The sequence below is a fragment of the Fusobacterium sp. FSA-380-WT-3A genome (assembly GCF_012843705.1).
Lineage (GTDB): Bacteria > Fusobacteriota > Fusobacteriia > Fusobacteriales > Fusobacteriaceae > Fusobacterium_B.
Genome location: NZ_JABAFQ010000002.1, coordinates 180385 through 207024, shown reverse-complemented (window position 1 = coordinate 207024; position 26640 = coordinate 180385). Strand labels below are relative to the sequence as shown.

Here is a 26640-nt window from a genome sequence, read left to right as displayed (position 1 = left end):
ATATGGATTTAGCAGTACAAGTAGGATTAATAATATTTATATCATTAGCAATATTTTTAGCTTTAGGGGTTCCTATTAGTATTAGTATAGGTTTATCTTCTACCATGGCTATGCTATTAATTTTACCTTTTGATGGAGCTATGATAACATCTGCTCAAAGAGTATTTATAGGAACAAATTCTTTCTCATTATTGGCTATTCCCTTTTTTATACTAGCAGGAAATATAATGAATACAGGTGGAATAGCTATAAGACTTATAAATTGTGCTAAATTATTTGGAAGAAAATTTTATGGACCTTTAGCACAAGCCAATGTTGTAGCTAATATGCTATTTGGAGCTATTAGTGGTTCAGGAGTTGCAGCTGCAGCAGCAGTCGGAGGAACAATTTCTCCAATAGAAGAAAAAGAAGGATATGATAGAAAATTTAGTGCAGCAGTAAATATATCTTCTGCTCCAACAGGAATGTTAATACCACCAAGTAACACTCTAATTGTATATTCAACAGTTGCTGGAAGTGTATCAGTATCAGCTTTATTTATAGCAGGTTATATACCAGGAATACTTTGGGGAATAGGTGTAATGATAGTAGCAGCTATTATGGCAAAAAAATTAAATTATAAATCTGAAACTGATGTAAATAAAAAAATAATAATAAAAACAGTATTAGATGCTATTCCAAGTTTATTATTAATAGTAATAGTAATAGGCGGAATATTAAAAGGAATATTTACAGCTACAGAAGGCTCAGCTATTGCTGTTGTATATTCACTATTTTTATCTTTTATTTATAAAGAAATGAAAATGAGTGATTTACCAAAAATATTTTTAAGTTCAGCTCAGATGACAGCTATAGTTATTTTTATGATAGGAGTATCTTCTATAATGTCTTGGGTAATGGCTTTTGCTCATATTCCACAAAAAATAGCTGAAATTCTTTTGGGAATAACAGATAGTAAAATAATTATTTTGATAATAATGAATATATTATTATTGATAGTCGGTACTTTTATGGATCCAACTCCAGCAGTATTGATATTTACACCAATATTTTTACCAATAGTTCAAAGTTTTGGAATGACACCAGTTCATTTTGGAATAATGTTAGTATTCAACTTATGTATAGGAACAATTACTCCACCAGTAGGACCAATATTGTTTACAGGTTGTAAAGTTGGAGGAGTTACAATAGAAGAAGTATTTAAGTGGTTATTACCATTTTATGCGGTAACGATAGTTATTTTATTTATAGTAACTTTTGTACCTTCATTCTCATTATTCTTACCACAACTTTTAGGTTTGATAAAATAGTATATATATGATAAAATAATATTATATAGTCAAGATTAAATTAGGAGGATTATATGGAAATTCGTTATGCATCAAGTAATAAAGATGCTAAGTCATATGACACAACAAGACTTAGAGAAGAATATTTAATACAAGATTTATTTACAACAAATAATATAAAATTAGTTTATTCGCATTATGATAGAATAATTGTTGGGGGAGTTTGTCCAACAACAGAAGAAATAAAATTAGAAGGAAGTAAAGAATTAGGTTCTAATTTCTTTTTAGAGAGAAGAGAGATGGGAATTATAAATGTTGGAGAAGCAGGTGTAGTTACATTAGATGGAGAAGAATATACTTTAAATAATAAAGATGCTATTTATGTAGGAATGGGAATAGAAAAAGTGACATTTAAATCTCTAAATCCAGAAAAACCAGCTAAATTTTATTTAAACTCAGCTCCAGCTCATCATAAATATCCAACAGTAAAAATAGGATTAGAGGATGCTAGAAAAGTAAAATTAGGAAGTATTGAAACATCGAATAAAAGAACAATAAACCAATATATACATCCAGATGTTTGTCAATCATGTCAATTAGTTATAGGAATGACTATGTTAGAAGATGGTTCTGTATGGAATAGTATGCCATGTCATACACATGATAGAAGAATGGAAGTTTATTTTTATTTTGATATGGAAGAAGACACAAGAATATTTCATTTAATGGGAGAACCAACAGAAACAAGACATATAGTTATGAAAAAAGAAGAAGCTGTAATTTCACCTTCATGGTCAATTCATAGTGGAGTAGGAACAGCAAGTTATACATTTATCTGGGGAATGGTTGGAGAAAATCAAACTTTTACAGATATGGATCATATAGAGATGAAAGATTTAAGATAGTATTATTTAGGAGGAAATTATGTTAAACGAATTCTCAATGGATTTCTTTTCTTTGAAAGGAAAAGTTGCAATAGTGACAGGAGGAAATACTGGACTAGGTCAAGGATATGTAGTGGCTTTTGCGAAAGCTGGAGCAGATTTATTTGTAGTTACTTATGATAAAGAGTGGGAAGAAACAAGAAAATTAGTAGAAGCAGAAGGAAGAAAGATTCACTTTTATCAAGCTGATTTAACAGATAGAAAACAAGTAACAGCATCAGTAGAAGAATGTATGAAAGTTTATGGAAAAATAGATATACTAGTAAATAATGCTGGAACAATAAGAAGAGCTCCATTATTAGAATATAAAGATGAAGATTGGGAAGCAGTAATAAATATAAATTTAAATGCTGTGTATTATATGAGTCAAGATGTAGCTAAAGTTATGGTAGAGCAAGGAAGTGGAAAAATAATTAATATAGCTTCAATGTTATCATTCCAAGGAGGAAAATTTGTTCCACCGTATACAGCAAGTAAACATGGAGTAGCGGGAATAACAAAAGCTTTTGCTAATGAACTAGCTTGTAAAAATATTCAAGTTAATGCAATAGCTCCAGGATACATAAAAACAGCTAATACAGCTCCTATAAGAGCCGATGAAAAAAGAAATGCAGAGATATTAAGTAGAATACCAGCAGATAGATGGGCAGAACCATTTGATTTAATGGGAACAGTAGTATTTTTAGCAAGTAGAGCATCAGATTATGTAAATGGACATATATTAGCTGTAGATGGTGGTTGGCTAGTTAGATAATAATATAATTATAAATAATCAAGAAAAGACTATAATAATTTAAATTATTATAGTCTTTTTTATTGTTTAGAAAATTATAATTATAAAATTAAATAATAAATAGTAGAGAAATCATTATAATTACACTAATAATAATAGAAATAGAACTAATAAATCCAGCCAAACCAACATTGCCATTACATTTATCGATAAATATAGGACTAAGTCCTGAGATAGGAGCAAACATTATAATTGTAATTATTTTTCTAATCTCTAATGAGAAAGGTAAGAAATTATAAAATATAAAAGCTATAATGGAAGCAAATATATATCTTGTAAATAAAATACTTAGAGATTGAATAAAATATTCTTTTTTAAATTCTATTTCAAACATCATTCCAATCATTAACATTGATAAAAAAGTATTAGAGCTTCCAATTGGAGTTATAAAATTTATAAAAGAAGTTGGAATTTTAATATCGTTAAAAGATAAAAAAACTAATATAATATAAATTAAAAAAGCTGGTGAAAAAATTAATCTCATTAAAATTTCTTTTAAATTCTGATTTGAAGAGTTTTTTAGATGTAAATTAGTTATAGCATAAGCTCCTCCTATACAAAAAGGAGCATTACCAGTATCAAACATACAAGCACCAATAACTCCAAGAGGGCCTAAAATATTAGATAAAAAAGGAATTGTAAAAGAACCCATATTATATCCAGAACTAGATATCATATATAAAGCCCTTATTTTATTATTTTTATTTTTGGAAATAAAAGAACCTATTTGTAAGAGTAAAAGATTACAAAAAATTCCTAAAAAAATAAAAATAATAAGAGAGTTATCTTTAGTAAAACTTTGAAAACTAATTATAGTAGCAGCAGGCAATGTTATATTTATTGCTATTTTGGAAATTAATTTATAATCATCTTTTTTAAAAAAAGAAAGTTTTTTTAAAAAATATCCAAAAAAGATTATAAAAATAAGAGAAATTACTTTTAATATAATATTTTCCATAGAAACCTCCTAAAATATAATTTAATCATATATTATCTATAAAATAGAAAAAAGAAAAGTAAAAAAAAGCAAAAAGATTCCATATATGGAATTTTAAATAAAAAAAGAAAGTACAAAAATATAAATTACAAAAGTAAAAGAATTAAGAGAATGGTAAAAAAATTTCATATACGAAATTTTTTTTAAAAAAAAGAATTGATAAAAAATAAAAAATAATGTATAAATATATTAATTAGTGATTTAGAGATTGTAAAAAAAACTTATATCTCTAAAAAAAAACAAAATGTTTTAGAAAAAACAAGGAGGATTTGTTATGAAGAAAAAATTGGTAGCACTATTATTTATGATTTTAGGTATTTTTACTTTTGGAAAAGATTATCCAACTAAAAATATCAACTTAATTGTTCCATTTGCAGCAGGTGGAGGAACTGATGCAGTAGCAAGAAAATTAGGAAGTCTATTAGAAAGAGAATTAGGGCAACCAGTTATAATTGTAAACAGAACAGGTGGAGCAGGGGCAGTAGGAATGACTGCAGGTTCTACATCTAAAAAAGATGGTTATACAATCACAATGATAACAAGAGAAATTGTATCTTTACCATTAATGAAGTTATCACCAATAACATATAAAAATTTTGACTTAGTATCATTAGTTAATATGGACCCAGCAGTAGTTTTAGTTGGAAAAGATTCTAAATATAAAACTTTCCAAGATATTTTAGATGATGCAAAAGCAAGACCAGAAAAAGTTAAATTTGCAAGTACAGCTAAACCTAATTTCTATGCTTTAGCAATAGAAAATAAGGTAGGAGTTAAATTTAATCATATTCCTTATAATGGAGCAGGAGAAGTTGTTCCAGCTTTATTAGGAAATCATGCTGATTTTACTTTAATGGGACCTGGAGAAGCAATTGGACAAATAAAATCTGGGCAATTTAGAGCATTAGGATTAATGGCTACAGAAAGATCTGCTACTTTACCTGAAATACCAACATTAGGTGAATTAGGATATGATATAGTTTCTGGAACTTGGAGAGGAATAGCTGTGCCAAAAGGAACAGATCCAGAAATAGTTGATACATTAAATAATGCAATAGAAAAAGTTACAAAATCAGAAGACTTTAATAACTTTATGAATAATGCAAACTTTGGCGTAAAATATCTAGGACCTAAAGATTTCGAAAAATTCATAGAAGATGATACAAAAGTAATAAAAGAAATTATAGATAATTTAAACTAAGAAATTAATGTATGTCAAAAAAGGGATTTTCATTAATCCCTTTTTTAAATAAAAAGGAGGAAGTTTTGTTAGAAAAAATATTTTCTATTTTGTTATGTATTGTTAGTGCAATAGTATACTATTCTGCTAGCAATTTTGATATGAGTTATATAGGTGATAGTGGTTTAGGACCTGATTTTTTTCCAAAAGTTATTTCAATTATATTATTTATATTAAGTGCTTTAATTTTTATTTTTAAGGTAATAGAAGATAAAAAAGGAGAAACAAAAGAAAAAATAGAACAAAGCCCAAAGTCAACTTTATTAACTATTGGAGTTTTTGCTGTTTATATCTTTCTAATAGGAAGACTTGGTTATTTGACATCAACAATTTTATTTTCTTTTGTAGTAATTTCTATTTTAAAAAAGAATTCATTAATTTTAAAGATAGTTTATTCAATAATTTTTCCGTTAGGTCTATATCTTTTATTCACATATGCGTTTAAAGTATCTTTACCAGTGGGAATATTAATATAGGAGGAAAATTATGTTAGGAAATTTATTAACAGGATTAGGAACAGCTTTACAAATAGGAAACTTTATATATTTAGTTTTAGGTGTAGGTGGAGGAATCATAATAGGAGCTTTACCAGGTCTTACAGCTACAATGGGAGTTGCTATATTATTACCATTTACTTTTGGAATGGATGCAGTTACAGGACTTATAATGTTAGTAGGTATATATGTAGGAGCTATTTATGGAGGCTCTATATCTGCAATACTTTTAAATACTCCTGGAACTCCAGCTTCAGCAGCAACATGTTTTGATGGATATCCATTGGTAAAACAAGGACATCCAGCTAAAGCTTTGAGTGCTTCGACAATAGCTTCAGCTTGTGGAGGATTAATAAGTTGTGTTGCTCTTGTTACGATTTCACCAGTTTTAGCAAAATTTGCTTTAAGATTTTCAGCTCCAGAATATTTTGCTTTAGCCTTATTTGGATTAACTATAATAGCTAGTATATCAGCTGAAAACTTTTTAAAAGGAATAACTGCAGGAGTTGTAGGATTATTAATTTCTACAGCTGGAATGGATTATATTACAAGTTATCCAAGATTTACTTTTGGAATAGTAGATTTATTGAATGGATTTTCTGTTATTCCAGTTTTAATAGGATTATTTGCAGTATCAGAAGTTTTTAATCAAATAGAAGCTCTAATAAATGAAAAAGAAATAAAAACAAATATTAAGATGGATAGATCATATATGAGTTTATCTGAAATTAAGAAATGTGCACCTACAATTTTAAAATCAGGGATAATAGGAACTTTTATAGGAGCTATTCCTGGAGCAGGAGCAGATATTGCAGCTTTTGTATGTTATAATGAAGTAAAAAGAAGCAATAAAAATGAAGAATTTGGAAATGGAAATTTAAAGGGAATTTGTGCCCCAGAATCAGGAAATAATGGAGTAACAGGTGGAGCTTTAGTTCCATTATTAACTCTTGGAGTACCTGGAGATGCAGTAGCAGCTGTGCTTTTAGGAGCTTTAATAATTCAAGGATTGACACCAGGGCCATTATTATTTGAACAAAATCCTGAAATTGTGTATGGATTATTTAGTTCTATGATTTTAGGAAATATTTTATTATTAGTTATAGGATTAGCAGGAATAAAATTTTATAGTAGAATAGTTGAAATTCCAAAGATAATGATGATTCCTAGTATATTAATGTTATCATCAATAGGTTCTTATTCAATGAATAATAGTGTATTTGATGTAGGAGTAACTTTTGCTTTTGGAATAATAGGATATATTATGGGAAAAATAAAAATGCCTAGTTCCCCTATAGTATTATCAGTAATTTTAGGACCTATGTTAGAAACAAATTTAAGAAAAGCTGTTCTTATGTATGAAGGGTCATATTCATTTTTATGGACGAGACCAATAACTATAGTATTTTTATTATTATCAATATTATCTGCTTATTCAGCAATGAGAAAACAGAAAAAATAGTAAAAGATTAGAATAGAGGGAGTAATTATGATGAAATTAAATAAAAATGAATTATTAGAAATAATAAAAGAAAAATTAAATACTTCTGTTATAGGAGATATTTTAGATTCTTATGGATATTATCATCAAATTTTACCACCACAAATAAAAGCTATGAAAAAAGGGCAAAAAATAGTTGGTTATGCAATGACAGTATTAATGATTGATGTTTTTGGTCCTCAAGAAAAACCTTTTGGAAGATTAACAGAAGCACTAGATCAAATAGAAGAAAATGAAATTTATATTTGCACTGGTGGAACTCAAAGATGTGCTTATTGGGGAGAGTTATTAACAACTACTGCTAAATACAGAGGAGGAGTAGGAGCTATAATCAATGGATACCATAGAGATACAAGACAAATTGAGAAAATAGATTGGCCAATATTTAGTATGGGAAGTTATGCTCAAGATTCTGGAGTAAGAACTCAAGTTGTGGATTTTCGTTGTACTATAGAAATAGGAGGCGTGACAATTCATAACAGAGATTTAATAGTGGCAGATGAAGATGGAGTTGTAGTAGTTCCAAGAGAAGTGGAAGAAAAAGTAATAGAAGAGGCTTTAGAAAAAATAAAAGGTGAAAATAAATTTGTAGAAGCGATAAGAAATGGAATGAGTTCTACAGAAGCATTTAAAAAATTTGGAGTTTTATAAAACTATAGATAAAATTAATATTTAAATTAAATAAATTTTAATATAAAAATTGCTGAAGATAATTTTAAAATCTTCAGCTTTTTTAATTCTAACTTATATATTTAAATTTAATTAATATTTTTTATTTAATATTAATATAAAGTTTTTAATTTTCTATAATAAATTAAAAACTTATTATTTTCTAAATTTATTTTTAGATTATAATAAAATATTTTATAGGAATATTATTTAAAATATTTTAATCTTTTTGAAATTTCAGAAGAAGCTTTTCTCATTTCAGAAATTAAAAAATTAGTTTTTTCTTGTGTTAAGTCATCAGAAAAACAAGGACAACTAATAGCGGCAATAATTTTATTTGATTCAGTTAAAATTGGTACAGCAACAGCTTTAATTTCTTCTGAATGTTCCATATTATCAAAAGAAAGCTTATTAATATTAATTTTAAAAAGTTCTTTTTTTAATTCTTCTCTATCAGTAATTGTATTTTCAGTATATTTTGGTAAAGTAGGTGGTAATAATTTATTTAACCTACTTTCACTAAGTTGACAAATTAAAATTTTACTAGCAGCTCCAGCATGTAGTGGATAGATAGAGTTTTCATTTACAGAAACTTTAATTAAATCGCCACTTACAATCTTTGCAATACATCTAATAACATTATCATCTAATACACTTAATTTAAAAGTTTCTTTAAATTTTAAAGAAAGCTCTTCTAAATAAGGATGAGATATATTTTTTATTAAAGTATATTTATCATTTTTATTTGAAAAAATAGAGAATTTTTCTCCAAGAGAATATAGATGATCTTCAAAATTTAAATAATTTAATTCAGTTAATACTGATAATAACCTATGAGTAGTAGCTTTTGGTATATTTAATTCTTTAGATATAGTAGATTGATTAGCTTTTTCTCTAATATATAAAAATTCAAAAATTTTATCAGCTTTTTCAACAGCAGGGACTTTTTTTTCTGTAATAATTTTTTCTTTCAATTATATCACCTCTTATTTTTTTATATTATACAATATAATTATTAAATATAGAACTTATTTTTAGAGTTATTTATTAAATAATATGATATAATAAAAAATAAAAAAATATTGGAGAAGATTATGGAAGATAATTATGAAATAATTTTTGAAAAAATAGAAAATTTAGATAATATAACTCCTAAAGAGAAAAAAAATCTTTTATCTTTAGGAATTTTTACATTGAAAGACTTGATTTATTATTTTCCTAGAGCCTATGATGATAGAACAAATATAAAAAAAATAGAAGAATTGAGAGGAAATGAGTATGTAGTTTTAAAAGTACAGTTTTTATCTATAACAAATCCATATATACCTTCAAGAGTAAAGATGACTAAAGCAAGAGCTACAGATGGAACTGGAGTTATAGATGTAGTTTGGTTTCAAATGCCTTATCTAGCAAAAACTTTAAAAGTTGGAGAAGAGTATATACTAATAGGTCAAGTAAAACCTGGATATAATTTTCAAATGACAAATCCAGAATATAAAAAAGTATCTAATCAACAGGAAGTTTCAAAGGGAGAAATATTACCTATATATAGTACAACAAAAGCATTTACTCAAAATTCTTTAAGAAAAATTTTAAAAAAAATATTAAATAATTATTCAAAATATTTTTATGAAAATATTCCAAATGAAATTGTAGAAAAATATAAAATTTTAGATAGAAAATCTGCTTTGAAAGAAATTCATTTTCCAGAAAATAAAAAATTATTAGAAGAGGGAAAAAGAAGATTTGCTATAGAAGAATTATTAGTATTAGAAATGGGAATTTTACAAAATAAATATGTATCTGGAAATTTACATGAAAGAAATTATAAGTTAAAAGATAATAGAAATCTGGTAAAAAATTATCTTGAAAATTTAGGTTTTCAACTGACAAAGGCTCAGAAAAAAGTTATTACAGAAATATATAAAGAATTAAATGAGGGAATATATATAAATAGACTTATACAAGGTGATGTTGGAAGTGGAAAAACTATAGTGGCAATGGTTTTATTATTATATATAATAGAAAATAATTATCAAGGTGTAATAATGGCTCCAACAGAAATATTAGCTACACAACATTATCTTTCTGTAAAAGAAGAATTTGAAAATTTAGGAGTGAGAGTAGATTTACTAACAGGCAGTATAAAAGGAAAGAAAAAAGAAAAATTACTTGAAGATATAAAGAATGGAGAAGCTCAACTTTTAATAGGAACTCATGCTTTAATTGAAGATAATGTAGAATTTAAAAATTTAGGATTAATAGTAATAGATGAGCAACATAGATTTGGAGTTGTACAAAGAAAAAAATTGAGAGATAAAGGAATTTTGTCTAATTTATTAGTAATGAGTGCTACTCCAATTCCAAGGTCTTTAGCTTTAAGTATATATGGAGATTTAGATGTATCCATAATAGACGAATTACCACCAGGAAGAAAACCTATAAAAACTAAATGGATAAATAATGATAGTGATTTACAAAAAGTTTATGAATTTATTGAAAAAAAATTAAAAGAGGGAAGACAAAGTTATTTTATAGTACCATTAATAGAAGATAGTGACAAAATTTCAGCAAAATCTGTTGAAGAATATAAAGTAGAAATAGAAAATATATTTTCTAATAGAAAAATAGGAATTCTTCATGGAAAAATGAAAAATCAAGAAAAAGATGAAATAATGAAACAATTTAAAAATAAAGAGATAGATATTTTACTTTCTACAACAGTAGTAGAAGTTGGGGTAAATGTGCCTAATGCAAGTATTATTACAATTATTAATGCAGAAAGATTTGGATTATCTTCATTACATCAATTAAGAGGAAGGGTTGGAAGAGGAGAGTATCAATCTTATTGTTTCTTAATTTCTAATAGTGATAATGATAATACTAAAGCTAGAATGAGAATAATGGAAAAAACAAATGATGGTTTTGAAATAGCTGAAGAGGATTTAAGGCTTAGAAAAGCTGGAGAAATATTTGGTGTAAAACAATCTGGTTTTAGTGATTTAAAATTTATAGATATAACTCAAGATGTTAAAACTATAAAACTTGTAAAAGAAATTTGTTTAGATTATTTAAATAAAAATAATGGAAAAATAAATAACGAATATTTATCAAGAGATATTTTAGATAAATTTAAAGAAAGTATTTAAAAAACTTTTAAAAAATAAAAAAGTATGATAGAATGAAGAGTACAATTTGAAGAAATTTTAAGGAGGAAAGAGGGAATAATGAGATTTAGTAAATATTATATAAAAACTCTAAAAGAAACCCCAAAAGAAGCAGAAATAGTAAGTCACAAACTATTACTTAGAGCAGGAATGATAAAAAAATTGGCTAGTGGAGTTTATACTTATTTGCCAATGGGATATAGAACTCTTAGAAAAGTAGAAAATATTGTAAGAGAAGAGATGAATAAAGCAGGAGCTGTAGAGTTATTTATGCCTGTATTACAACCAGCTGAAATATGGCAAGAGTCAGGAAGATGGGATGTAATGGGTGCTGAAATGATTAGATTAAAAGATAGACACGAAAGAGATTTTGTATTAGGACCTACTCATGAAGAAGTAATAACTGATATTGTTAGAAGTGATATCTTTTCATATAAAGCATTACCAATAAATTTATATCAAATACAAACTAAATTTAGAGATGAAAGAAGACCTAGATTTGGACTTATGAGAGGAAGAGAATTCCTTATGAAAGATGGATATTCTTTTTCAGTAGATAGAGAAGGACTTGATAAAGAATTTGATAATATGCAACAAGCTTATTCAAAAATATTCTCAAGATGTGGATTAGATTTTAGAATAGTTGATGCTGATTCAGGGGCAATTGGTGGTAGTGGTTCAAAAGAATTTCATGTTATGGCAAACTCAGGAGAAGATGAATTAATTTTCTGTGATTCTTGTCATTATGGGGCAAATGTAGAAAAAGCTACAAATGTAATAACAAATCTTCCTAAAGAAGAATTAAAAGAACCAGTATTAGTTCCAACTCCAAATATTGCAAAGATAGAAGATGTTGTAAAAAGTTTAGAAGTAGAAATAGAAAGAACAGTTAAAGCTATAATGTATAAAGATGTAGTTAATGATAAACCTTATATGGTATTAATAAGAGGGGATATAGAAGTTAACGAAGTTAAAGTAAAAAATCTTATAGATACAATAGATATAGTTATGTTAACTGATGAAGAAATTGAAAAATTAGGATTATTTAAAGGATTCATAGGACCATATGGATTAGATTTAAAATCAAAAGGAATAACAGTTATAGCTGATGAGTCTGTAATAAATATTCCTAACCACACAGCTGGAGGAAATCAAAAAGATACTCACTATTTAAATGTAAATTATGGAAGAGATTATACAGCTGATATAGTAGCTGATGTAAGAAAAGTTAAAGAAGGAGATATCTGTTCAATCTGTGGAAAACCTTTAAGAGTAGCAAGAGGAATAGAATGTGGACATATATTTAAATTAGGTAAAAAATATTCTACTCCAATGCATGCAGTTGTATTAGATGAAAATGGAAAAGAAGTTGTTATGGAAATGGGATGTTATGGAATAGGAATTTCTAGAACAATGTCAGCTGCTATTGAGCAAAATAATGATGAAAATGGTATTATTTGGCCAACAGCAATTGCTCCATTTATAGTAGATGTAATAGCAACTAATATGAAAGATGAAACTCAAGTTTCTTTAGCTGAAGAATTACATAATTTATTAGAAGAAAATGGAATAGAAACTATTTATGATGATAGAAACGAAAGAGCTGGTTTCAAATTTAAAGATGCTGACTTAATCGGATTCCCATTTAAAGTGGTTTGTGGTAAAAAATCTTCTGAAGGAATTGTTGAATTAAAAATAAGAAGAACAAATGAAACTATTGAAATTGAAAAATCAAAAGTAGTTGAGACTGTAAAAGAATTAATGAAAAAATACTAATTAGAGAGAACGACTTTTTAGTCGTTCTTTTTAGAAAATAGAAAAATAAGTAATCAATATAGGAGGATAAAATGATAGGTGGAAATATCCAAGGAGTTAAAGATTATTTATTAAAAGAACTTGAAAATTTATTTGAAGAAAAAATAGAAAAAGGAAAATTTTTAAGAGAAGATATTATTTTAAAAATTGTAGAAATTAGTACTTTAATAAATAAAGAGATTAGTATAGCAATAGATAGAAATGGAAAAATTTTAGATATCAATATAGGGGATAGTGGAAGTGCTACTTTACCAAAAGTAGAGTATAAAGAGAGAAAACTTTGTGGAATAAGAATTATTCATACTCATCCAAATGGAAATCCAAAACTTTCAGATGTAGATATTTCAGCACTTATAGAATTAAAATTAGATGCTATTTCAGCTATTGGAATTAATAAAGATGGAAAGATAAATGGAATTTCAATGGGATTTTGTAAAGTTCAAGACAATAATATTTTACATGAAGAGTATTTATCTAAAAATCTTTCTACTGTAGAAGATTATAATTATTTAGCTAAAGTTCAAGAAATTGAAAAAGAATTAAGAGCTAGAAATATAGATGAAGATTATAAAGAATATGCTATTTTAGTTGGAAGAGAGAGTCAAGAAAGTTTAGATGAGTTAAAAGAACTTGCTAGTGCTTGTGATATAGAAACAGTGCATATGATATTACAAAAAGGAAGTAAAATAGATAAAAGTTTTTATATTGGAAGTGGAAAAGTAATAGAACTTGCTAGAGCTAAACAAATTAGGGCAGCTAATTTAATAATATTTGATGAAGAGTTATCAGGAATACAAATAAGAAACTTAGAAGATAATATAGGATGTAGAGTAATTGATAGAACATCTTTGATATTAGAAATTTTTGGAAGAAGAGCTAGAACAAAAGAAGCAAAAATTCAAGTAAAATTAGCTGAATTAAAATATAAAGGAACAAGATTAATAGGTTTTGGAACTGAGTTATCTAGAATTGGTGGAGGTCTAGGGAATAGAGGGCTTGGAGAAACAAAACTAGAGTTAGATAGAAGAAAAATAAAAGATGAAATATCTAATTTGAAAACAGAATTAGAAAAAATAAAAAAAATTAGAGGAACTCAAAGAGAAAAAAGAGAGAAATCTAATATGGGAAAAATTTCTTTAGTAGGTTATACAAATGTTGGAAAATCTACTCTTAGAAACTTAATTGTAAAAAATTATTGTAAAGATAATAGTAATAAAACAGAAGATGTTTTCGCTGAAAATATGTTATTTGCTACTTTAGATACCACAGTTAGAGTTGTAGAATTAAAAGATAAAAAAGAAGTTGCTGTGATAGATACAGTTGGTTTTATTAGAAAACTTCCACATGACTTAGTAGAAGCTTTTAAATCTACATTAGAAGAAGTAATTTTTTCAGACACACTAATACATGTAGTAGACTCATCAAGTGAAAATTTATTTAAAGAAATTTCTGTTGTAGAGGGAGTTCTTAAAGAACTTGGTTGTGAAGATAAGCCAACAATATTAGCTCTTAATAAAACAGATAAAATAACTGAAGAAAAATTGTTGGAGATAGAGGAAAAATTATCAACTTATGAAACAGTAAGAATAAGTGCAAAAGAAAATATAAATGTAGATTTATTATTAGAAAAAGCAATAGAAAAATTACCAGAAGATTTAAGAAAAGTAGAATATATAATTCCTTATACAGATACTTATGTATCAGCATATATTCATAATAATAGTTCTGTTTTATCAGAAGAATATCAAAATGAAGGAATATATATAGTTGCTATGGTAGATGAAAAAGTGTATAATAAATGTAGAAAGTATGAAAAATAAAGAATAATAAAATTTTTAGTAATAGTCCAAAAATATTCTTGAATAAAAAAGAAAAATGTGATATAATCTCTAAAATTGTGAAAAAACAAAAGGAGGGTATTGAAAACACAATGAAAGGACTTATAAAAAATTTTTCAAAATTTTTTTATAAAGAAAATTTTTTAAATCTTTTTATTTTTCAATACACCATTTATAATTATTTTAATATTTCAAGGAATAGGAATTACTAAAATTGTAATTTTTATTCCTTTTTTTATGAAAGGGGATAGCTGTGAGAAACTTTATTTCAATGAAAGAATTTGACAGAGAAGAAATTTTAGAAATCTTAAAAAGAGCTGAAGAATTAGAGAAAGACCCAAAACAAGAGTTAATTCATAATAAAATAGCTGCGACTCTTTTCTTTGAGCCTTCTACAAGAACAAGATTATCTTTTACATCAGCTTGTTTTAGAATAGGAGCAAAAGTTTTAGGGTTTGATAGTCCAGATGCTACTTCTTTAAAAAAAGGAGAAAGTTTAAGAGACACTATAAAGATGATAAATGGATATTCTGATATTGTAATAATGAGACATTTAAGAGATGGAGCAGCAAAATTTGCTGGAGATGTATCTGATATACCAGTTATAAATGCTGGAGATGGAGCTAATGAACATCCTAGTCAAACTCTTTTAGATTTATATACAATAAAAAAAGAATTTGGAACTCTTGATGGATTAGTTACAGCTTTTGTAGGAGATTTAAAATATGGAAGAACAGTTCACTCATTAGCAAAAGCTCTTTCAAAATTTCAATGTAAAAAATTCTATTTTGTAGCACCAGATGAGTTACAAATTACAAAAGAGATAATAGATGAATTAGAAGAAAAAGGAATTGAATATGAATTAGTCAGTGACTATAAAGAAATTTTAAAAGAAGTAGATGTTCTTTATATGACTAGAATTCAAAGAGAAAGATTTGAAAAACCTGAATTATATGAAAAATTAAAAGATGTATATATTATTTCAAAAGATACAATTATTGGAAAATGTAAAGAAAATATGATAATTTTACATCCTTTACCAAGAGTAAATGAAATAAATATAGATTTAGATGACACAAAACATGCTTTATACTTTAAACAAGCTAAAAATGGAGTGCCTATTAGAGAAGCAATGATAGGGATAGCTCTTGACAAATTAAATATAAACTATAAAGAAAAAGAAAAAAATGAAATAATTTATTCAAAAGAACAAGTTTGTGAAAATCATAATTGTATAACAAAATTTGAACAAACAGATAATAAGATAGAAATAATAAATGGTAAAACATTCTGTTATTATTGTGGAAGAGAGATAAAAAAATAGGAGGAGAATATGTTTTTAGAAGATTGCAAAGTTTTAGAAAATAAGCAAGTTTTTGGTACTTATTATCTAATGAAATTAAAAGGAGAGAAGTCTATCAATGTAGCAAAAGCTGGACAGTTTTATATGTTACAATGTAAAGGGCAAGGGACAATCCTTAGAAGACCTATAAGTTTACACTACATTAATAAATCAGAAAATATTTTAGAGTTTTATTATGAAGTAAAAGGTTTAGGTACAAAAGAATTTGCAAACTTAAAAGAGGGAGATACTTTAAATATTCAAGGGCCATTAGGAAATGGATTTACAACTGATATTGAGAATAAAACAATTATAGTTGTTGGTGGAGGAATGGGAATAGCTCCTACAAAACTTCTTATAGAAAGATTAAAAGAAAATGGAAATAAAGTAATCTATATTTGTGGTGGAAGAAATAAAGGTGCTTTAGAAATAATAAATAATATAAATCTTGAAGGAATTGAAACATATATAACTACTGATGATGGTTCTTTAGGAATAAAAGGAAATGTAACTATGCCATTAAGAACTTTATTAGAAAAAGGTGGAATAGATGGAGTTTATACTTGTGGACCTCACAAAATGTTAGAATTTGTAGGTAAAACAGCACAAGAATTTGGAGTATATTGTGAAGTTTCTTTAGAAGAGAGAATGGCTTGTGGAGTAAAAGCTTGTGTAGGATGTTCAATCTTAACTAATGAAGGAATGAAAAAAGTTTGTCATGATGGACCTGTTTTTGATAGTAGAGTGATAATAGATATTAATCCAAAAAATCTAGAACCATGTGGATGTAAATAAGGGGGGAAATAGAATGAGTAATAAGTTAAAAGTTAACTTTTTAGGAGTTGAATTTGATAATCCAATTCTTACATCTTCTGGATGTTTTGGTTTTGGATTAGAATATAAAGATTATTTTAATCCTAATGAATTAGGTGGAATTGTATTAAAAGGACTTACACTAGAGCCAAGAACAGGAAATATGGGACCAAGAATTGCTGAAACTCCCAGTGGAATATTAAATTGTGTTGGACTTGAAAATCCTGGAATAGATGTATTTGAAAAAGAAATAATCCCAAAATTAAAAAAAGAGGGGGTTACAACAAATTTAATTGTTAATATAAATGGAAGTACAGTAGAACAATATGTTGAAATAGCAAAAAGGGTAAATGAGATAGAAGAAATAGCTTTAGTTGAATTAAATATCTCTTGTCCTAATGTAAAAGATGGAGGAATGGCTTTTGGAGCTAATCCAGAAGTGGCTGGAAGAACAACTAGAGAGGTTAAAAAAGTTTTAACTAAAAAACCATTAATAGTAAAACTTTCTCCAAATGTAACTAATATAGTAGAAATAGCAAAAATAGTAGAAGCCAACGGAGCTGATGCTATATCTATGATAAATACTCTTTTAGGTATGAGAATAGATATAAAAACAGGAAAACCAATATTAGGAAATACTATGGGAGGACTTTCAGGACCAGCTGTAAAACCAGTAGCTGTAAGAATGGTATATCAAGTAGCTCAAAATGTAAATATTCCTATAGTTGGAATGGGAGGAATAAATTCTTATGAAGATGCTATAGAATTTATTATGGCTGGAGCAACTATGGTATCAATAGGAACAGGAATATTCCCTAATCCAATGTTACCTGTTGAGGTAAAAGAAGGATTAGAAAGATATGTAGAAGAAAATAATTTAGAAAATTTACAAGATATAAGAGGAATGGCTTTTAAAAAATAATAAAATTAAAAATAAAGTTTAAGGAGAGATAAAAATGATAAATGCAAAAGATAGATTAATAATAGCTTTAGATTTTCCAACAATGGATAAAGCAGTTGAATTAGTAGAAAAATTAGGAGACACAGCTTCTTTTTATAAAGTTGGTCTTGAATTATTTTTAAATTCTAAAGGAAAAATGGTAGAGTATTTAGCTGAAAAAGGGAAAAAAATATTTTTAGATTTAAAATTCCATGATATTCCTAATACTACAGCTATGGCTTCTGTATTTGCTGCTAAAGAAAATGTATTTATGTTTAATGTACATGCTTCTGGTGGAAAAAAAATGATGTCTAAAGTAGTTGAAGAAGCTAAAAAAATAAATGATAAATCTTTATTAATAGCTGTAACTATTCTTACAAGTTTATCAGAAGAAGAAGTAAAAGAAACATTTATGACTGAAGTAAGTATAAAAGAATTAGCTATGAATCTAGCAAGACTTACAAAAGAAGCTGGAATGGATGGAGTAGTTTGTTCTCCATGGGAAGCTAAATATATAAAAGAAGCTTTAGGAAAAGAATTTAAAACTGTATGTCCAGGAGTAAGACCAGCTTGGTCAGCTACTAATGACCAAACAAGAATAATGACTCCAAAAGATGCTATGTTAAATGGTTGTGATTTCTTAGTAGTTGGAAGACCTATAACTAAAAACGAAGACCCAGTAAATGCTACAAAAATGGTAATAGCTGAGATAGAAGAAGGATTAAAAGAGGGAAATCTATGCTAATAAAAAATGGATTAGTAGTTATTGATGGAGAAATAAAATTTAAAGATATATTAATAGAAAATGAAAAAATTGTTGAAATTTCTGATGAAATCATAAAAGAGGAAGAGGAAATTTTAGATGCAAAAGGTCATTATATAATTCCAGGGATAATAGACCCTCATGTACATATGAGAGACCCAGGACTTACTCATAAAGAAGATTTTGAAACAGGAAGTAAAGCATGTGCTAAAGGTGGAGTTACAACTTTTTTTGATATGCCAAATACAATTCCAAATACAATAACTGAAGAGGAACTTCTAAAAAAGAAAAAAGATGCTGTTGGAAGAAGTTATGTGAACTATGGATTTTATTTTGGTGGAAGTAAACTAGATAATAGCACAGAAGTAGAAAAAGTTAAAGATTTAGTAGTAGCTACAAAAGTTTTTATGAATGTTTCAACAGGAAATATGTTAGTTGAAGATGAAAAAATATTAGAAAATATTTTTAGAGCTTCTAAATTAGTAGGAGTACATGCAGAAGGAGAGATGGTACAAAAGGCTATAGAACTTTCTGAAAAAACAGGAACTCCAGTATATCTTTGTCATTTATCTACAAAAGAAGAAGTTGAAATGGTAAGAATTGGAAAGAAAAAAGGTTTAAAGATATATGGAGAGGTTACACCACACCATTTATTTTTAAATGAAAAAGATGTTTTAAAGAATTCTCTTCTAAGAATGAAACCTGAGTTAAAAACAAAAGAAGACAATGAAGCTTTATGGGAAGGGATAATAGATGGGACTATTGATACAATAGGAACAGACCATGCTCCCCATAAATTAGAAGAAAAATTAGAAAAATTAACTTTTGGAATACCAGGGGTTGAACATTCTTTAGAAATGATGTTAAAAGGTGTAGCTGGTGGAAGAATAACTTTAACTGATTTAACAAGAATAATGAGTGAAAATACTGCGAAAATATTTAATATAAAAAATAAAGGTAAACTAGAAATTGGATATGATGCAGATTTAGTAATTATTAATTTAGAAACAACAGAAAGAATAAAAAAAGAAGATGTCGTATCTAAATGTGGATGGACACCTTATGAGGGATTCTTAAAAGGTGGAGAAGTTCTTACAACAATTGTAAGAGGAAATATAGTATATAATAATAAAAAATTTATTAATAAAAAAATTGGTAAGGAAGTGATGTAAAAGATGGATAGAGCAAGAGGAGTAGCACATTCATTATTATCTGTAGGAGCTGTAAAATTAAATGTAGGACAACCATTTACTTTTGTATCTGGAATAAAAAGTCCAATATATTGTGATAATAGAAAAATGATAGGATATCCAGAAGAAAGAAAGGTTGTAGTTGATGGATTTATCGAAGTTTTAAAAGAAAAAGAGTTTGATGTAATAGCTGGTACAGCAACAGCTGGAATTCCTTGGGCTGCTTTTATAGCTGAAAGATTAAATGTTCCAATGGCATATATTCGTTCTGAGAAAAAAGACCATGGAGCTGGAAGACAAATTGAAGGGGCAGATTTTGAAGGGAAAAAAGTAATTGTTATAGAAGATTTAATTTCTACTGGAGGAAGTTCTATAAAAGCTGTTCAAGCTGCTAAAGAAGCTGGAGCTACTGAAGTTGAAGTTGTAGCAATATTCTCATATCAATTTACAAAAGCTGAAGAAAATTTTGCTAATGCTGGAGTAAAATTAACAAATATATCTGATTTTACAACTTTAATTGGATTAGCAACAGAACAAAAATACTTAACTGAAGAAGAACAAGAAATAGCTTTAAAATGGAATAAATCACCTAATACTTGGGGTGTGTAATAAACACTAAATTAAATAATTGATAGGTCAGATGATTCTGACCTATTTTTTATATAAAAATTTATAATATAATTTATAAAAAATTATTATGGAGAAAGAAATGTTTTATATTGTAAAAATAATATCACTTTTAATATTTTCACCTTTAATATTTATTTTAGGATTTATAATGTTTGGAATTTTATTTTTAAAAAATAAAAAAATAAAATTAGGAATTTTTTCTTTTTTATTAGGAACTGTTTTATATTTATTTTCTTGTGATTTCTTCATATCTAAACCTATAATTTCTCTTGAAAAAACAAATGTAAATTTGGAATATAAAATTGAAGATATGGATAGTTATATACTTCTTTGTGGTGGAATAAGAAGTAATACTTTAATGGGAATAATACCAGGACAAGAAGCAGTAGAAAGAATTATTACAGTAGCTAAACTTTATAACAAAAATCCTAAACCAATATATATTACAGGTGGGAAAGTATTAGAAAAAGTAGTGAGTGAAAGTTCTGTATATAAGAAAGAATTAATTGATTTGGGAATACCAGAAAAGGATATTATATTAGAAGAAAAAAGTAGAAATACTAAAGAAAATGCAATTTATACTAAAAAACTTATGAAAAAAAATGAACATAAAAGAGGAATACTTGTAACTTCAGCTATTCATATGAAAAGAAGTATGGAAGTTTTTAAAGATGGTGAAATTATATTTTATCCATTTCCTTGTAATTTTTATGGAATTACTAAGAATAGAGGGATTCAAAGTTATATACCAAATTATTTAAATTTAAAAAATTTTAATTCTACTTTATGGGAATATTTTGGAATTATTTATTATAGATTGAGATATAAAGGAAAATAATGATAAGAGAATTTAGAAAAATTGACTTAGATGAGATTATGCAAATTTGGTTAGAAACAAATATAAAAACGCATAATTTTATAAGTAAAAAATATTGGGAAAATAATTATTTTTTAGTGAAAGAAATAATTCCTAAGAGCAAAGTATATATTTTTGAAGGAAATAATAAAATAAAGGGATTTCTTGGAATAGTTGAAGAGAATTATATTGTAGGAATTTTTGTAAAAGAGGAATTCCAAAATCAAGGAATAGGAAAAAAATTAATTGATTTTATAAAAAGTAAAAAAGAAAATTTGTTTTTAAATGTTTATGACAAAAATATTAGAGCTAAGAAATTTTATTTTTCTAATGATTTTAAAATATTAAAAGAGATAAAAGATAATGAATTTAAAGAAAAAGAATTTTTATTAGAATGGAAAAAATAAAAAATACAGGACTTTTTATTTTTAAAAAGGCCTGTATTTTAAATTATAAATTAATTGTTTTTAGATTTTATATATTCATCAATAGCTTTGGCAGCTTTTTTTCCAGCTCCCATAGCAAGAATTACGGTAGCAGCTCCAGATACAGCATCTCCACCAGCAAATACACCTTCTCTACTAGTTTGTCCATTATCATCAGCTACAATACATTTCCATTTATTAATATCAAGATTTTTTGTAGTAGATGAAATTAATGGATTAGGAGAAGTTCCAAGAGCCATTATAACAGTATCAACATCCATTATAAAATCAGAATTTTCTAATTCAATAAAAGAAGCTCTACCAGATGAATCTTTTTCACCAAGAGTAGTTTTGATACATCTCATACCAATGACTTCTCCTTTTTCATTTCCTAAAATTTCTTTTGGAAGAGTAAGAGCATCAATTATAATTCCCTCTTCTTTAGCATGATGCACTTCTTCTAATCTAGCTGGAAAATCTTTTTCACTTCTTCTATAAACAATATGAGCTTCAGCTCCTAATCTTTTGGCTGTTCTAACAGCATCCATAGCTACATTTCCTCCACCAATAACAGCAACTTTTTTTCCTACTTTAATAGGAGTTTCATATTCATCAAGATATCCTTTCATAAGATTTACTCTTGTTAAAAATTCATTAGCTGAAAGAACACCATTTAAATTTTCTCCAGGAATATTCATAAATTTAGGAAGTCCAGCCCCACTTCCAATAAATACAGCTTCAAATCCCTCTTCATCTAATAATTTATCAATAAGTTTAGTTTTTCCTATAATTTCATTTGTTTTAAAAGTAACACCTAATTTTTTGATATTATCTATTTCTTTTTGAACAACTTCATCTTTAGGTAATCTAAATTCTGGGATACCATAAGTTAAAACTCCTCCAGTTTTATGTAAAGCTTCAAAAATAATTACATTATATCCCATTTTTGCTAAATCTCCAGCTACAGTAAGTCCAGCTGGACCACTTCCAATAACAGCTACTTTATGGTTATTTTTTTCAGGAATTTGAATTTCAAAACTATTTTTTAATAAGTAATCTCCAATAAATTTTTCAAGTTTTCCAATAGCTACAGCTTCACCTTTTATACCTAAAATACATTTTCCTTCACATTGAGTTTCTTGAGGACAAACTCTACCACAAACAGCAGGAAGAGAAGTGTATTTCATTAGAATTTTTCCAGCTTCATCAATATTTCCTTTTTTAATCTCTTGAATAAAAGCAGGAATATCTATGTTAACAGGACATCCTTGTATACAAAGAGGATTTTTACAATTCAAGCATCTACTAGCTTCTTTTTGAGCTTCTTCTAAAGTATATCCAAAAGTAACTTCTTTAAAGTTTGTAGCTCTAATTAAAGGATTTTGTTCTCTCACAGGAACTCTTTTATTTTTTGGAAGATTTTCAAGAGAAGTATACTCTTCTTTATGATTATCAATTGGACAATCTTTAGCTGAATGAGTATCTCCATCATTTTCTTTAAGTAAAGCTCTTCCTTCTTCTGTTTTATACATCATTTGTCTTCTCATTGCTTCATCAAAATCAACTAAATGTCCATCAAATTCAGGTCCATCTACACAAGCAAATTTTATTTTATCTCCAATTCTTACACGACAAGCTCCACACATTCCTGTTCCATCAACCATTAGAGGATTAAGACTTACTGTAGTTTTTATATTATATTCTTTTGTTTTTAAACAAACAAACTTCATCATAATCATAGGACCAATAGCAACAACACAATCATATTTTTTACCCTGATTTTTTATTAAATCATCAATAATATCAGTTACTAAACCATGATATCCATAACTTCCATCATCAGTAGTAATATAAAGATTTTCTGCTACAGCTTTCATTTCTTTTTCAAGAATTAAAAGATTTTTAGTTTTTGCTCCAATTATAACATCAGCTTTAAGTCCATTTTCATGAAACCATTTAACTTGAGGATAAACAGGAGCAGTTCCTACTCCACCAGCTACAAAAAGAACTTTCTTATTTTTTAAACTTTCTAAATCTTCATGAAGAAACTCACTTTCTACTCCTAATGGTCCAACTACATCTTGGAAGAAATCTCCTTCTTCTAAAGTTCCAATATCTTTTGTACTTTTTCCTAAAACAAAAAATACTATAGTAACAGTACCTTTTTCTCTATCATAATCACATATAGTAAGAGGTATTCTTTCACCAAATTCATCTTTTTTAACAATTAAAAATTGTCCAGGTTTAGCAGCTAAAGCTAAATCTTTTGCTTCTATATTCATAAGACAAATTTTTTCACTAAGCCATTCTTTTTTTAAAATTTTATACATAAATTTCACTCCTTTATAGAAATTAAATTTTTTTATTTTCTTTATTTATAGATAATAAAGTTAATTTTGTAAATTCAGAAATAATATAAGGTTTTTGAGTATTTTTTTTATACGCAATAAAGAATTCTCTCTGACTATAAGAATTTTTTATTTTATAGTAAACAACTCCATCTAATTTTTCAACAGACCCAGGAACAAATCCTACTCCTAAATTTTTTGATACTAGGGAGTTAACTGTTTCAAAATCTTTTGTTTCTAAGATGCAATTTGGATTAAAGTTTAAAGATTCACAAATTTTATCAATATTTTTTCTAGCTTTTATTCCTTTCATAAGCAAAATAAAATTTTCGTTTTTAAAGGAGGATAAATCTATAAACTTATCTTTTATATTTGATGTAAGTGGATTAATTTTAGGAACAGCTAATAATATATGCTCAGTAACAATTTTTTTATAAATAAGTTTTGGATTAAAATCAACAAAAGCAGAGATTACTAAATCAACTTCATCTTCTAGTAAAATTTTTTCAAGATTATAAGGAGAATCTTCTATTATTTTTATCTGAACATCTGGAAAAAGTTTTCTAAATTCAGGAATAATTTTTGGTAAAAAATATCTTCCATAAAATTGAAAAACTCCTATACCTAAAGTTCTTTTTTTACAACTAGATAATCCTTCTAATTTTTCTTTTAGAATTTTAACTTCAGATATTATTTTTTCACTTTCTTTTAAGAAAAATTCTCCAGCATAAGTAAGAGAAACTCCTTTACTAGTTCTTCTGAAAAGTTGAAGTCCTAATTCTTCTTCTAATTTATTAATAGATTGACTTAAAGCTGATTGACTAATAAAAAGATGTTCTGCTGCTTTAGAAAAATTTTTAAATTGAGCTATATAAAAAACATACTCCATATCTTTTAAAGTCATAATAACTCCTTAAAATTTGCTATAAGTTTTTCTTATAGTAGTATTATAAATTAATATTTCAAAAAAAGCAAATTTATTGTTATAATGATTTTATCAAAAGATAGGTATTAAAAGTATTAAGTATTTACCATCTTGTTTCCTTAAACTTATATTATAAAAAATAAAACAGATTGTTAGCCCCTCTCTGTTTTATTTTTTTTATATTAAATAATGGACAGAATTAAAAATCAAGTAATATGTATTAAAAAAATTTTATATATGAAACTTTTTAGAGTAAATCACTTATGAAATGAATTAGAATAAATTATATATAAAATTCAAAAATTTTCATATAAGAAAAAAAGGAAAGTAATAAAACTTGACGAATTATTTTAGAAAATATATACTATTAGTAACTCTTATAATAAAAAAGTTTAAGGAGGGGTATGGAGTGATGAATTTTAATTATTATACACCAACTAAAGTTATTTTTGGTAAAGATGAAGAGAAAAATGTAGGAAAATTTGTTGAAGAATTTGGAGGAAAAAAAGTTTTAATTCACTATGGTGGTGGAAGTGCTGTTAAAAGTGGATTGATAGATAGAGTAAAAAAATCTTTAGAAGAGACAGGAATAGAGTATATAGAATTAGGAGGGGTAAAACCAAATCCAAGATTGTCATTAATATATGAAGGAATAAAATTATCAAGAGAAAATGGTGTTGATTTTATATTAGCTGTTGGTGGAGGAAGCGTAATAGATTCAGCTAAAGGGATAGGTTATGGAGTAGCAAATCCTGATATAGAAGATATATGGGATTTATATATAGGAAAAAAAGTTACAAAAAAATGTCTTCCAATAGGAGTTGTTTTAACAATAGCAGCTGCTGGAAGTGAAATGAGTGGAGGAAGTGTTGTAACAAAAGAAGATGAACAATTAAAAAGGTCATATAACTCAGATTCATCAAGACCTAAATTTGCTGTAATGAATCCAGAGCTAACTTATACATTACCTAAATATCAAATTTCAAGTGGAGCTGTAGATATTATGATGCACACAATGGAAAGATATTTTACCCCAGAGCCAAATTTAGAAATTACAGATGAAATATCAGAAGGACTTTTAAGAAATATGATAAAATATTCTAAACTTTCTTTAGAAAATCCAAATGATTATGAAGCTAGAGCTGAAATAATGTGGTGTGGTTCATTAGCTCACAATGGACTTACAGGTTGTGGAGGAATTGGTGATTGGGCAACACATCAATTGGAACATGACTTAGGAGGAATTTATGATGTGGCTCATGGAGCTGGTTTAGCTGCTGTTTGGGGTTCATGGGCTAGATATGTTTATAAAGAAAATCCAGAAAGATTTGTAAGATTTGGAGAAAAAGTTTTTGGAATTAAAAGAACTGAAAATATAGAAGCAGATGTAATGAAAGCTATTGAAGCTATGGAAGAATTTTACAGAAGTATTGAAATGCCAACTTCATTAAAAGAATTAGGACTTGAGTTATCAGATGAAGATATTATAAAATTAGCTGAAAAATGTAGTAACAATGGACAAAGAACAATAGGAAGTTTTAAGAAATTAAATAAAGAAGATATGAAAAATATTTATTTAATGGCTAGATAAAGGCAAAAAATAGTCTTTTCCTTAAATTTGAGGAGAAGACTATTTTTATTTATTGCAAAATATTTTTTTC

At 26.8% G+C, this 26640-nt stretch carries 23 protein-coding genes; 19 read left to right on the top strand and 4 right to left on the bottom strand.

What is annotated here, in order from left to right; all coding sequences use genetic code 11:
- Window positions 1–2: 2 nt before the first annotated feature.
- From HF862_RS02860 to kduD, 3 genes are read left to right on the top strand one after another with little or no spacing between them, the layout of a single operon-like run.
- Window positions 3–1310 (top strand): TRAP transporter large permease, encoded by a 1308-nt coding sequence (locus HF862_RS02860; RefSeq protein WP_170186417.1) that lies wholly within the window; start codon window positions 3–5, stop codon window positions 1308–1310.
- A 53-nt stretch (window positions 1311–1363) separates the two neighbouring features.
- On the top strand, window positions 1364–2194 hold the full coding sequence (gene kduI, locus HF862_RS02855; protein WP_170186416.1) for a 5-dehydro-4-deoxy-D-glucuronate isomerase: 831 nt from the start codon (window positions 1364–1366) through the stop codon (window positions 2192–2194).
- 19 nt (window positions 2195–2213) lie between these two features.
- Complete coding sequence (gene kduD / locus HF862_RS02850; protein WP_170186415.1) at window positions 2214–2987, top strand: 2-dehydro-3-deoxy-D-gluconate 5-dehydrogenase KduD; 774 nt, start codon at window positions 2214–2216, stop codon at window positions 2985–2987.
- Between the two features lie 88 nt (window positions 2988–3075).
- Here kduD and HF862_RS02845 read toward each other — a convergent pair whose 3' ends face one another.
- Window positions 3076–3984 carry an AEC family transporter gene (locus HF862_RS02845; RefSeq protein WP_170186414.1) on the bottom strand — a complete coding sequence of 303 codons (909 nt, stop codon included), beginning with the start codon at window positions 3982–3984 and terminating at the stop codon, window positions 3076–3078.
- A gap of 313 nt (window positions 3985–4297) precedes the next feature.
- Here HF862_RS02845 and HF862_RS02840 point away from each other — a divergent pair, with 313 nt between their 5' ends.
- The 4 genes from HF862_RS02840 to HF862_RS02825 all read left to right on the top strand — a co-directional run bounded on the left by HF862_RS02840 (window position 4298) and on the right by HF862_RS02825 (window position 7909).
- Entirely contained in the window at window positions 4298–5224 is a 927-nt protein-coding gene (locus HF862_RS02840; RefSeq protein WP_170186413.1) for a tripartite tricarboxylate transporter substrate binding protein, read from the top strand.
- A gap of 65 nt (window positions 5225–5289) precedes the next feature.
- Entirely contained in the window at window positions 5290–5739 is a 450-nt protein-coding gene (locus HF862_RS02835) for a tripartite tricarboxylate transporter TctB family protein (protein ID WP_170186412.1), read from the top strand.
- A 10-nt stretch (window positions 5740–5749) separates the two neighbouring features.
- Window positions 5750–7219: a tripartite tricarboxylate transporter permease gene (locus tag HF862_RS02830; protein ID WP_170186411.1), complete on the top strand. Its 1470-nt coding sequence runs from the start codon at window positions 5750–5752 to the stop codon at window positions 7217–7219.
- 27 nt (window positions 7220–7246) lie between these two features.
- On the top strand, window positions 7247–7909 hold the full coding sequence (locus HF862_RS02825; RefSeq protein WP_240934761.1) for an RraA family protein: 663 nt from the start codon (window positions 7247–7249) through the stop codon (window positions 7907–7909).
- Between the two features lie 224 nt (window positions 7910–8133).
- Here the strand turns inward: HF862_RS02825 and HF862_RS02820 are convergent, their stop codons facing one another.
- Window positions 8134–8901, bottom strand: a complete 768-nt coding sequence (locus tag HF862_RS02820) for an IclR family transcriptional regulator (RefSeq protein WP_206038983.1) — start codon at window positions 8899–8901, stop codon at window positions 8134–8136.
- 120 nt (window positions 8902–9021) lie between these two features.
- Here HF862_RS02820 and recG point away from each other — a divergent pair, with 120 nt between their 5' ends.
- The 11 genes from recG to HF862_RS02765 all read left to right on the top strand — a co-directional run bounded on the left by recG (window position 9022) and on the right by HF862_RS02765 (window position 21688).
- Window positions 9022–11076, top strand: a complete 2055-nt coding sequence (gene recG, locus HF862_RS02815; RefSeq protein ID WP_170186410.1) for an ATP-dependent DNA helicase RecG — start codon at window positions 9022–9024, stop codon at window positions 11074–11076.
- Between the two features lie 78 nt (window positions 11077–11154).
- Window positions 11155–12870: a proline--tRNA ligase gene (locus HF862_RS02810; protein WP_170186409.1), complete on the top strand. Its 1716-nt coding sequence runs from the start codon at window positions 11155–11157 to the stop codon at window positions 12868–12870.
- Between the two features lie 71 nt (window positions 12871–12941).
- Entirely contained in the window at window positions 12942–14729 is a 1788-nt protein-coding gene (hflX, locus tag HF862_RS02805; RefSeq protein WP_170186408.1) for a GTPase HflX, read from the top strand.
- 271 nt (window positions 14730–15000) lie between these two features.
- A complete protein-coding gene (pyrB, locus tag HF862_RS02800) occupies window positions 15001–16071 on the top strand; it encodes an aspartate carbamoyltransferase (RefSeq protein WP_170186407.1) in 1071 nt (356 codons plus the stop codon).
- Between the two features lie 9 nt (window positions 16072–16080).
- Complete coding sequence (locus tag HF862_RS02795; RefSeq protein ID WP_170186406.1) at window positions 16081–16884, top strand: dihydroorotate dehydrogenase electron transfer subunit; 804 nt, start codon at window positions 16081–16083, stop codon at window positions 16882–16884.
- A 13-nt stretch (window positions 16885–16897) separates the two neighbouring features.
- A complete protein-coding gene (locus HF862_RS02790) occupies window positions 16898–17824 on the top strand; it encodes a dihydroorotate dehydrogenase (protein WP_170186405.1) in 927 nt (308 codons plus the stop codon).
- Window positions 17825–17861: 37 nt separating this feature from the next.
- Window positions 17862–18587, top strand: coding sequence for an orotidine-5'-phosphate decarboxylase (pyrF, locus tag HF862_RS02785; protein WP_304205375.1), 726 nt, complete (start codon window positions 17862–17864; stop codon window positions 18585–18587).
- The gene (locus tag HF862_RS02780) at window positions 18581–19777 is read left to right on the top strand and encodes a dihydroorotase family protein (protein WP_170186403.1); all 1197 of its coding nucleotides are present in this window, start codon (window positions 18581–18583) and stop codon (window positions 19775–19777) included. Before pyrF ends, HF862_RS02780 begins: the two co-directional genes overlap by 7 nt.
- A gap of 3 nt (window positions 19778–19780) precedes the next feature.
- Window positions 19781–20404, top strand: coding sequence for an orotate phosphoribosyltransferase (gene pyrE, locus HF862_RS02775; protein ID WP_170186402.1), 624 nt, complete (start codon window positions 19781–19783; stop codon window positions 20402–20404).
- 100 nt (window positions 20405–20504) lie between these two features.
- A complete protein-coding gene (locus HF862_RS02770; RefSeq protein WP_170186401.1) occupies window positions 20505–21263 on the top strand; it encodes a YdcF family protein in 759 nt (252 codons plus the stop codon).
- On the top strand, window positions 21263–21688 hold the full coding sequence (locus HF862_RS02765; RefSeq protein ID WP_170186400.1) for a GNAT family N-acetyltransferase: 426 nt from the start codon (window positions 21263–21265) through the stop codon (window positions 21686–21688). The genes HF862_RS02770 and HF862_RS02765 overlap by 1 nt, the downstream gene beginning before the upstream one ends.
- A 50-nt stretch (window positions 21689–21738) precedes the next feature.
- Here the strand turns inward: HF862_RS02765 and HF862_RS02760 are convergent, their stop codons facing one another.
- The gene (locus HF862_RS02760) at window positions 21739–24036 is read right to left on the bottom strand and encodes a bifunctional dihydroorotate dehydrogenase B NAD binding subunit/NADPH-dependent glutamate synthase (RefSeq protein WP_170186399.1); all 2298 of its coding nucleotides are present in this window, start codon (window positions 24034–24036) and stop codon (window positions 21739–21741) included.
- A gap of 22 nt (window positions 24037–24058) precedes the next feature.
- Window positions 24059–24958: a LysR family transcriptional regulator gene (locus HF862_RS02755; protein WP_170186398.1), complete on the bottom strand. Its 900-nt coding sequence runs from the start codon at window positions 24956–24958 to the stop codon at window positions 24059–24061.
- Window positions 24959–25391: 433 nt separating this feature from the next.
- On the opposite strand from HF862_RS02755, the gene HF862_RS02750 reads away from it, so the two are divergent.
- Entirely contained in the window at window positions 25392–26570 is a 1179-nt protein-coding gene (locus tag HF862_RS02750; protein WP_206038991.1) for an iron-containing alcohol dehydrogenase, read from the top strand.
- Window positions 26571–26640 lie beyond the last annotated feature (70 nt).

Excerpts from the sequence above, each read along its gene's own strand:
- HF862_RS02780 (WP_170186403.1), top strand. The coding sequence starts at position 18,581 with ATGCTAATAAAAAATGGATTAGTAGTTATTGATGGAGAAATAAAATTT.
- pyrE (WP_170186402.1), top strand. The coding sequence starts at position 19,781 with ATGGATAGAGCAAGAGGAGTAGCACATTCATTATTATCTGTAGGAGCT.
- HF862_RS02750 (WP_206038991.1), top strand. The coding sequence starts at position 25,392 with ATGAATTTTAATTATTATACACCAACTAAAGTTATTTTTGGTAAAGAT.
- HF862_RS02825 (WP_240934761.1), top strand. The coding sequence starts at position 7,247 with ATGATGAAATTAAATAAAAATGAATTATTAGAAATAATAAAAGAAAAA.
- HF862_RS02830 (WP_170186411.1), top strand. The coding sequence starts at position 5,750 with ATGTTAGGAAATTTATTAACAGGATTAGGAACAGCTTTACAAATAGGA.
- HF862_RS02845 (WP_170186414.1), bottom strand. The coding sequence starts at position 3,984 with ATGGAAAATATTATATTAAAAGTAATTTCTCTTATTTTTATAATCTTT.
- HF862_RS02795 (WP_170186406.1), top strand. The coding sequence starts at position 16,081 with ATGTTTTTAGAAGATTGCAAAGTTTTAGAAAATAAGCAAGTTTTTGGT.
- HF862_RS02765 (WP_170186400.1), top strand. The coding sequence starts at position 21,263 with ATGATAAGAGAATTTAGAAAAATTGACTTAGATGAGATTATGCAAATT.
- HF862_RS02770 (WP_170186401.1), top strand. The coding sequence starts at position 20,505 with ATGTTTTATATTGTAAAAATAATATCACTTTTAATATTTTCACCTTTA.
- kduD (WP_170186415.1), top strand. The coding sequence starts at position 2,214 with ATGTTAAACGAATTCTCAATGGATTTCTTTTCTTTGAAAGGAAAAGTT.
- HF862_RS02755 (WP_170186398.1), bottom strand. The coding sequence starts at position 24,958 with ATGACTTTAAAAGATATGGAGTATGTTTTTTATATAGCTCAATTTAAA.
- recG (WP_170186410.1), top strand. The coding sequence starts at position 9,022 with ATGGAAGATAATTATGAAATAATTTTTGAAAAAATAGAAAATTTAGAT.
- HF862_RS02810 (WP_170186409.1), top strand. The coding sequence starts at position 11,155 with ATGAGATTTAGTAAATATTATATAAAAACTCTAAAAGAAACCCCAAAA.
- HF862_RS02790 (WP_170186405.1), top strand. The coding sequence starts at position 16,898 with ATGAGTAATAAGTTAAAAGTTAACTTTTTAGGAGTTGAATTTGATAAT.
- HF862_RS02840 (WP_170186413.1), top strand. The coding sequence starts at position 4,298 with ATGAAGAAAAAATTGGTAGCACTATTATTTATGATTTTAGGTATTTTT.
- kduI (WP_170186416.1), top strand. The coding sequence starts at position 1,364 with ATGGAAATTCGTTATGCATCAAGTAATAAAGATGCTAAGTCATATGAC.
- HF862_RS02860 (WP_170186417.1), top strand. The coding sequence starts at position 3 with ATGGATTTAGCAGTACAAGTAGGATTAATAATATTTATATCATTAGCA.
- hflX (WP_170186408.1), top strand. The coding sequence starts at position 12,942 with ATGATAGGTGGAAATATCCAAGGAGTTAAAGATTATTTATTAAAAGAA.
- HF862_RS02760 (WP_170186399.1), bottom strand. The coding sequence starts at position 24,036 with ATGTATAAAATTTTAAAAAAAGAATGGCTTAGTGAAAAAATTTGTCTT.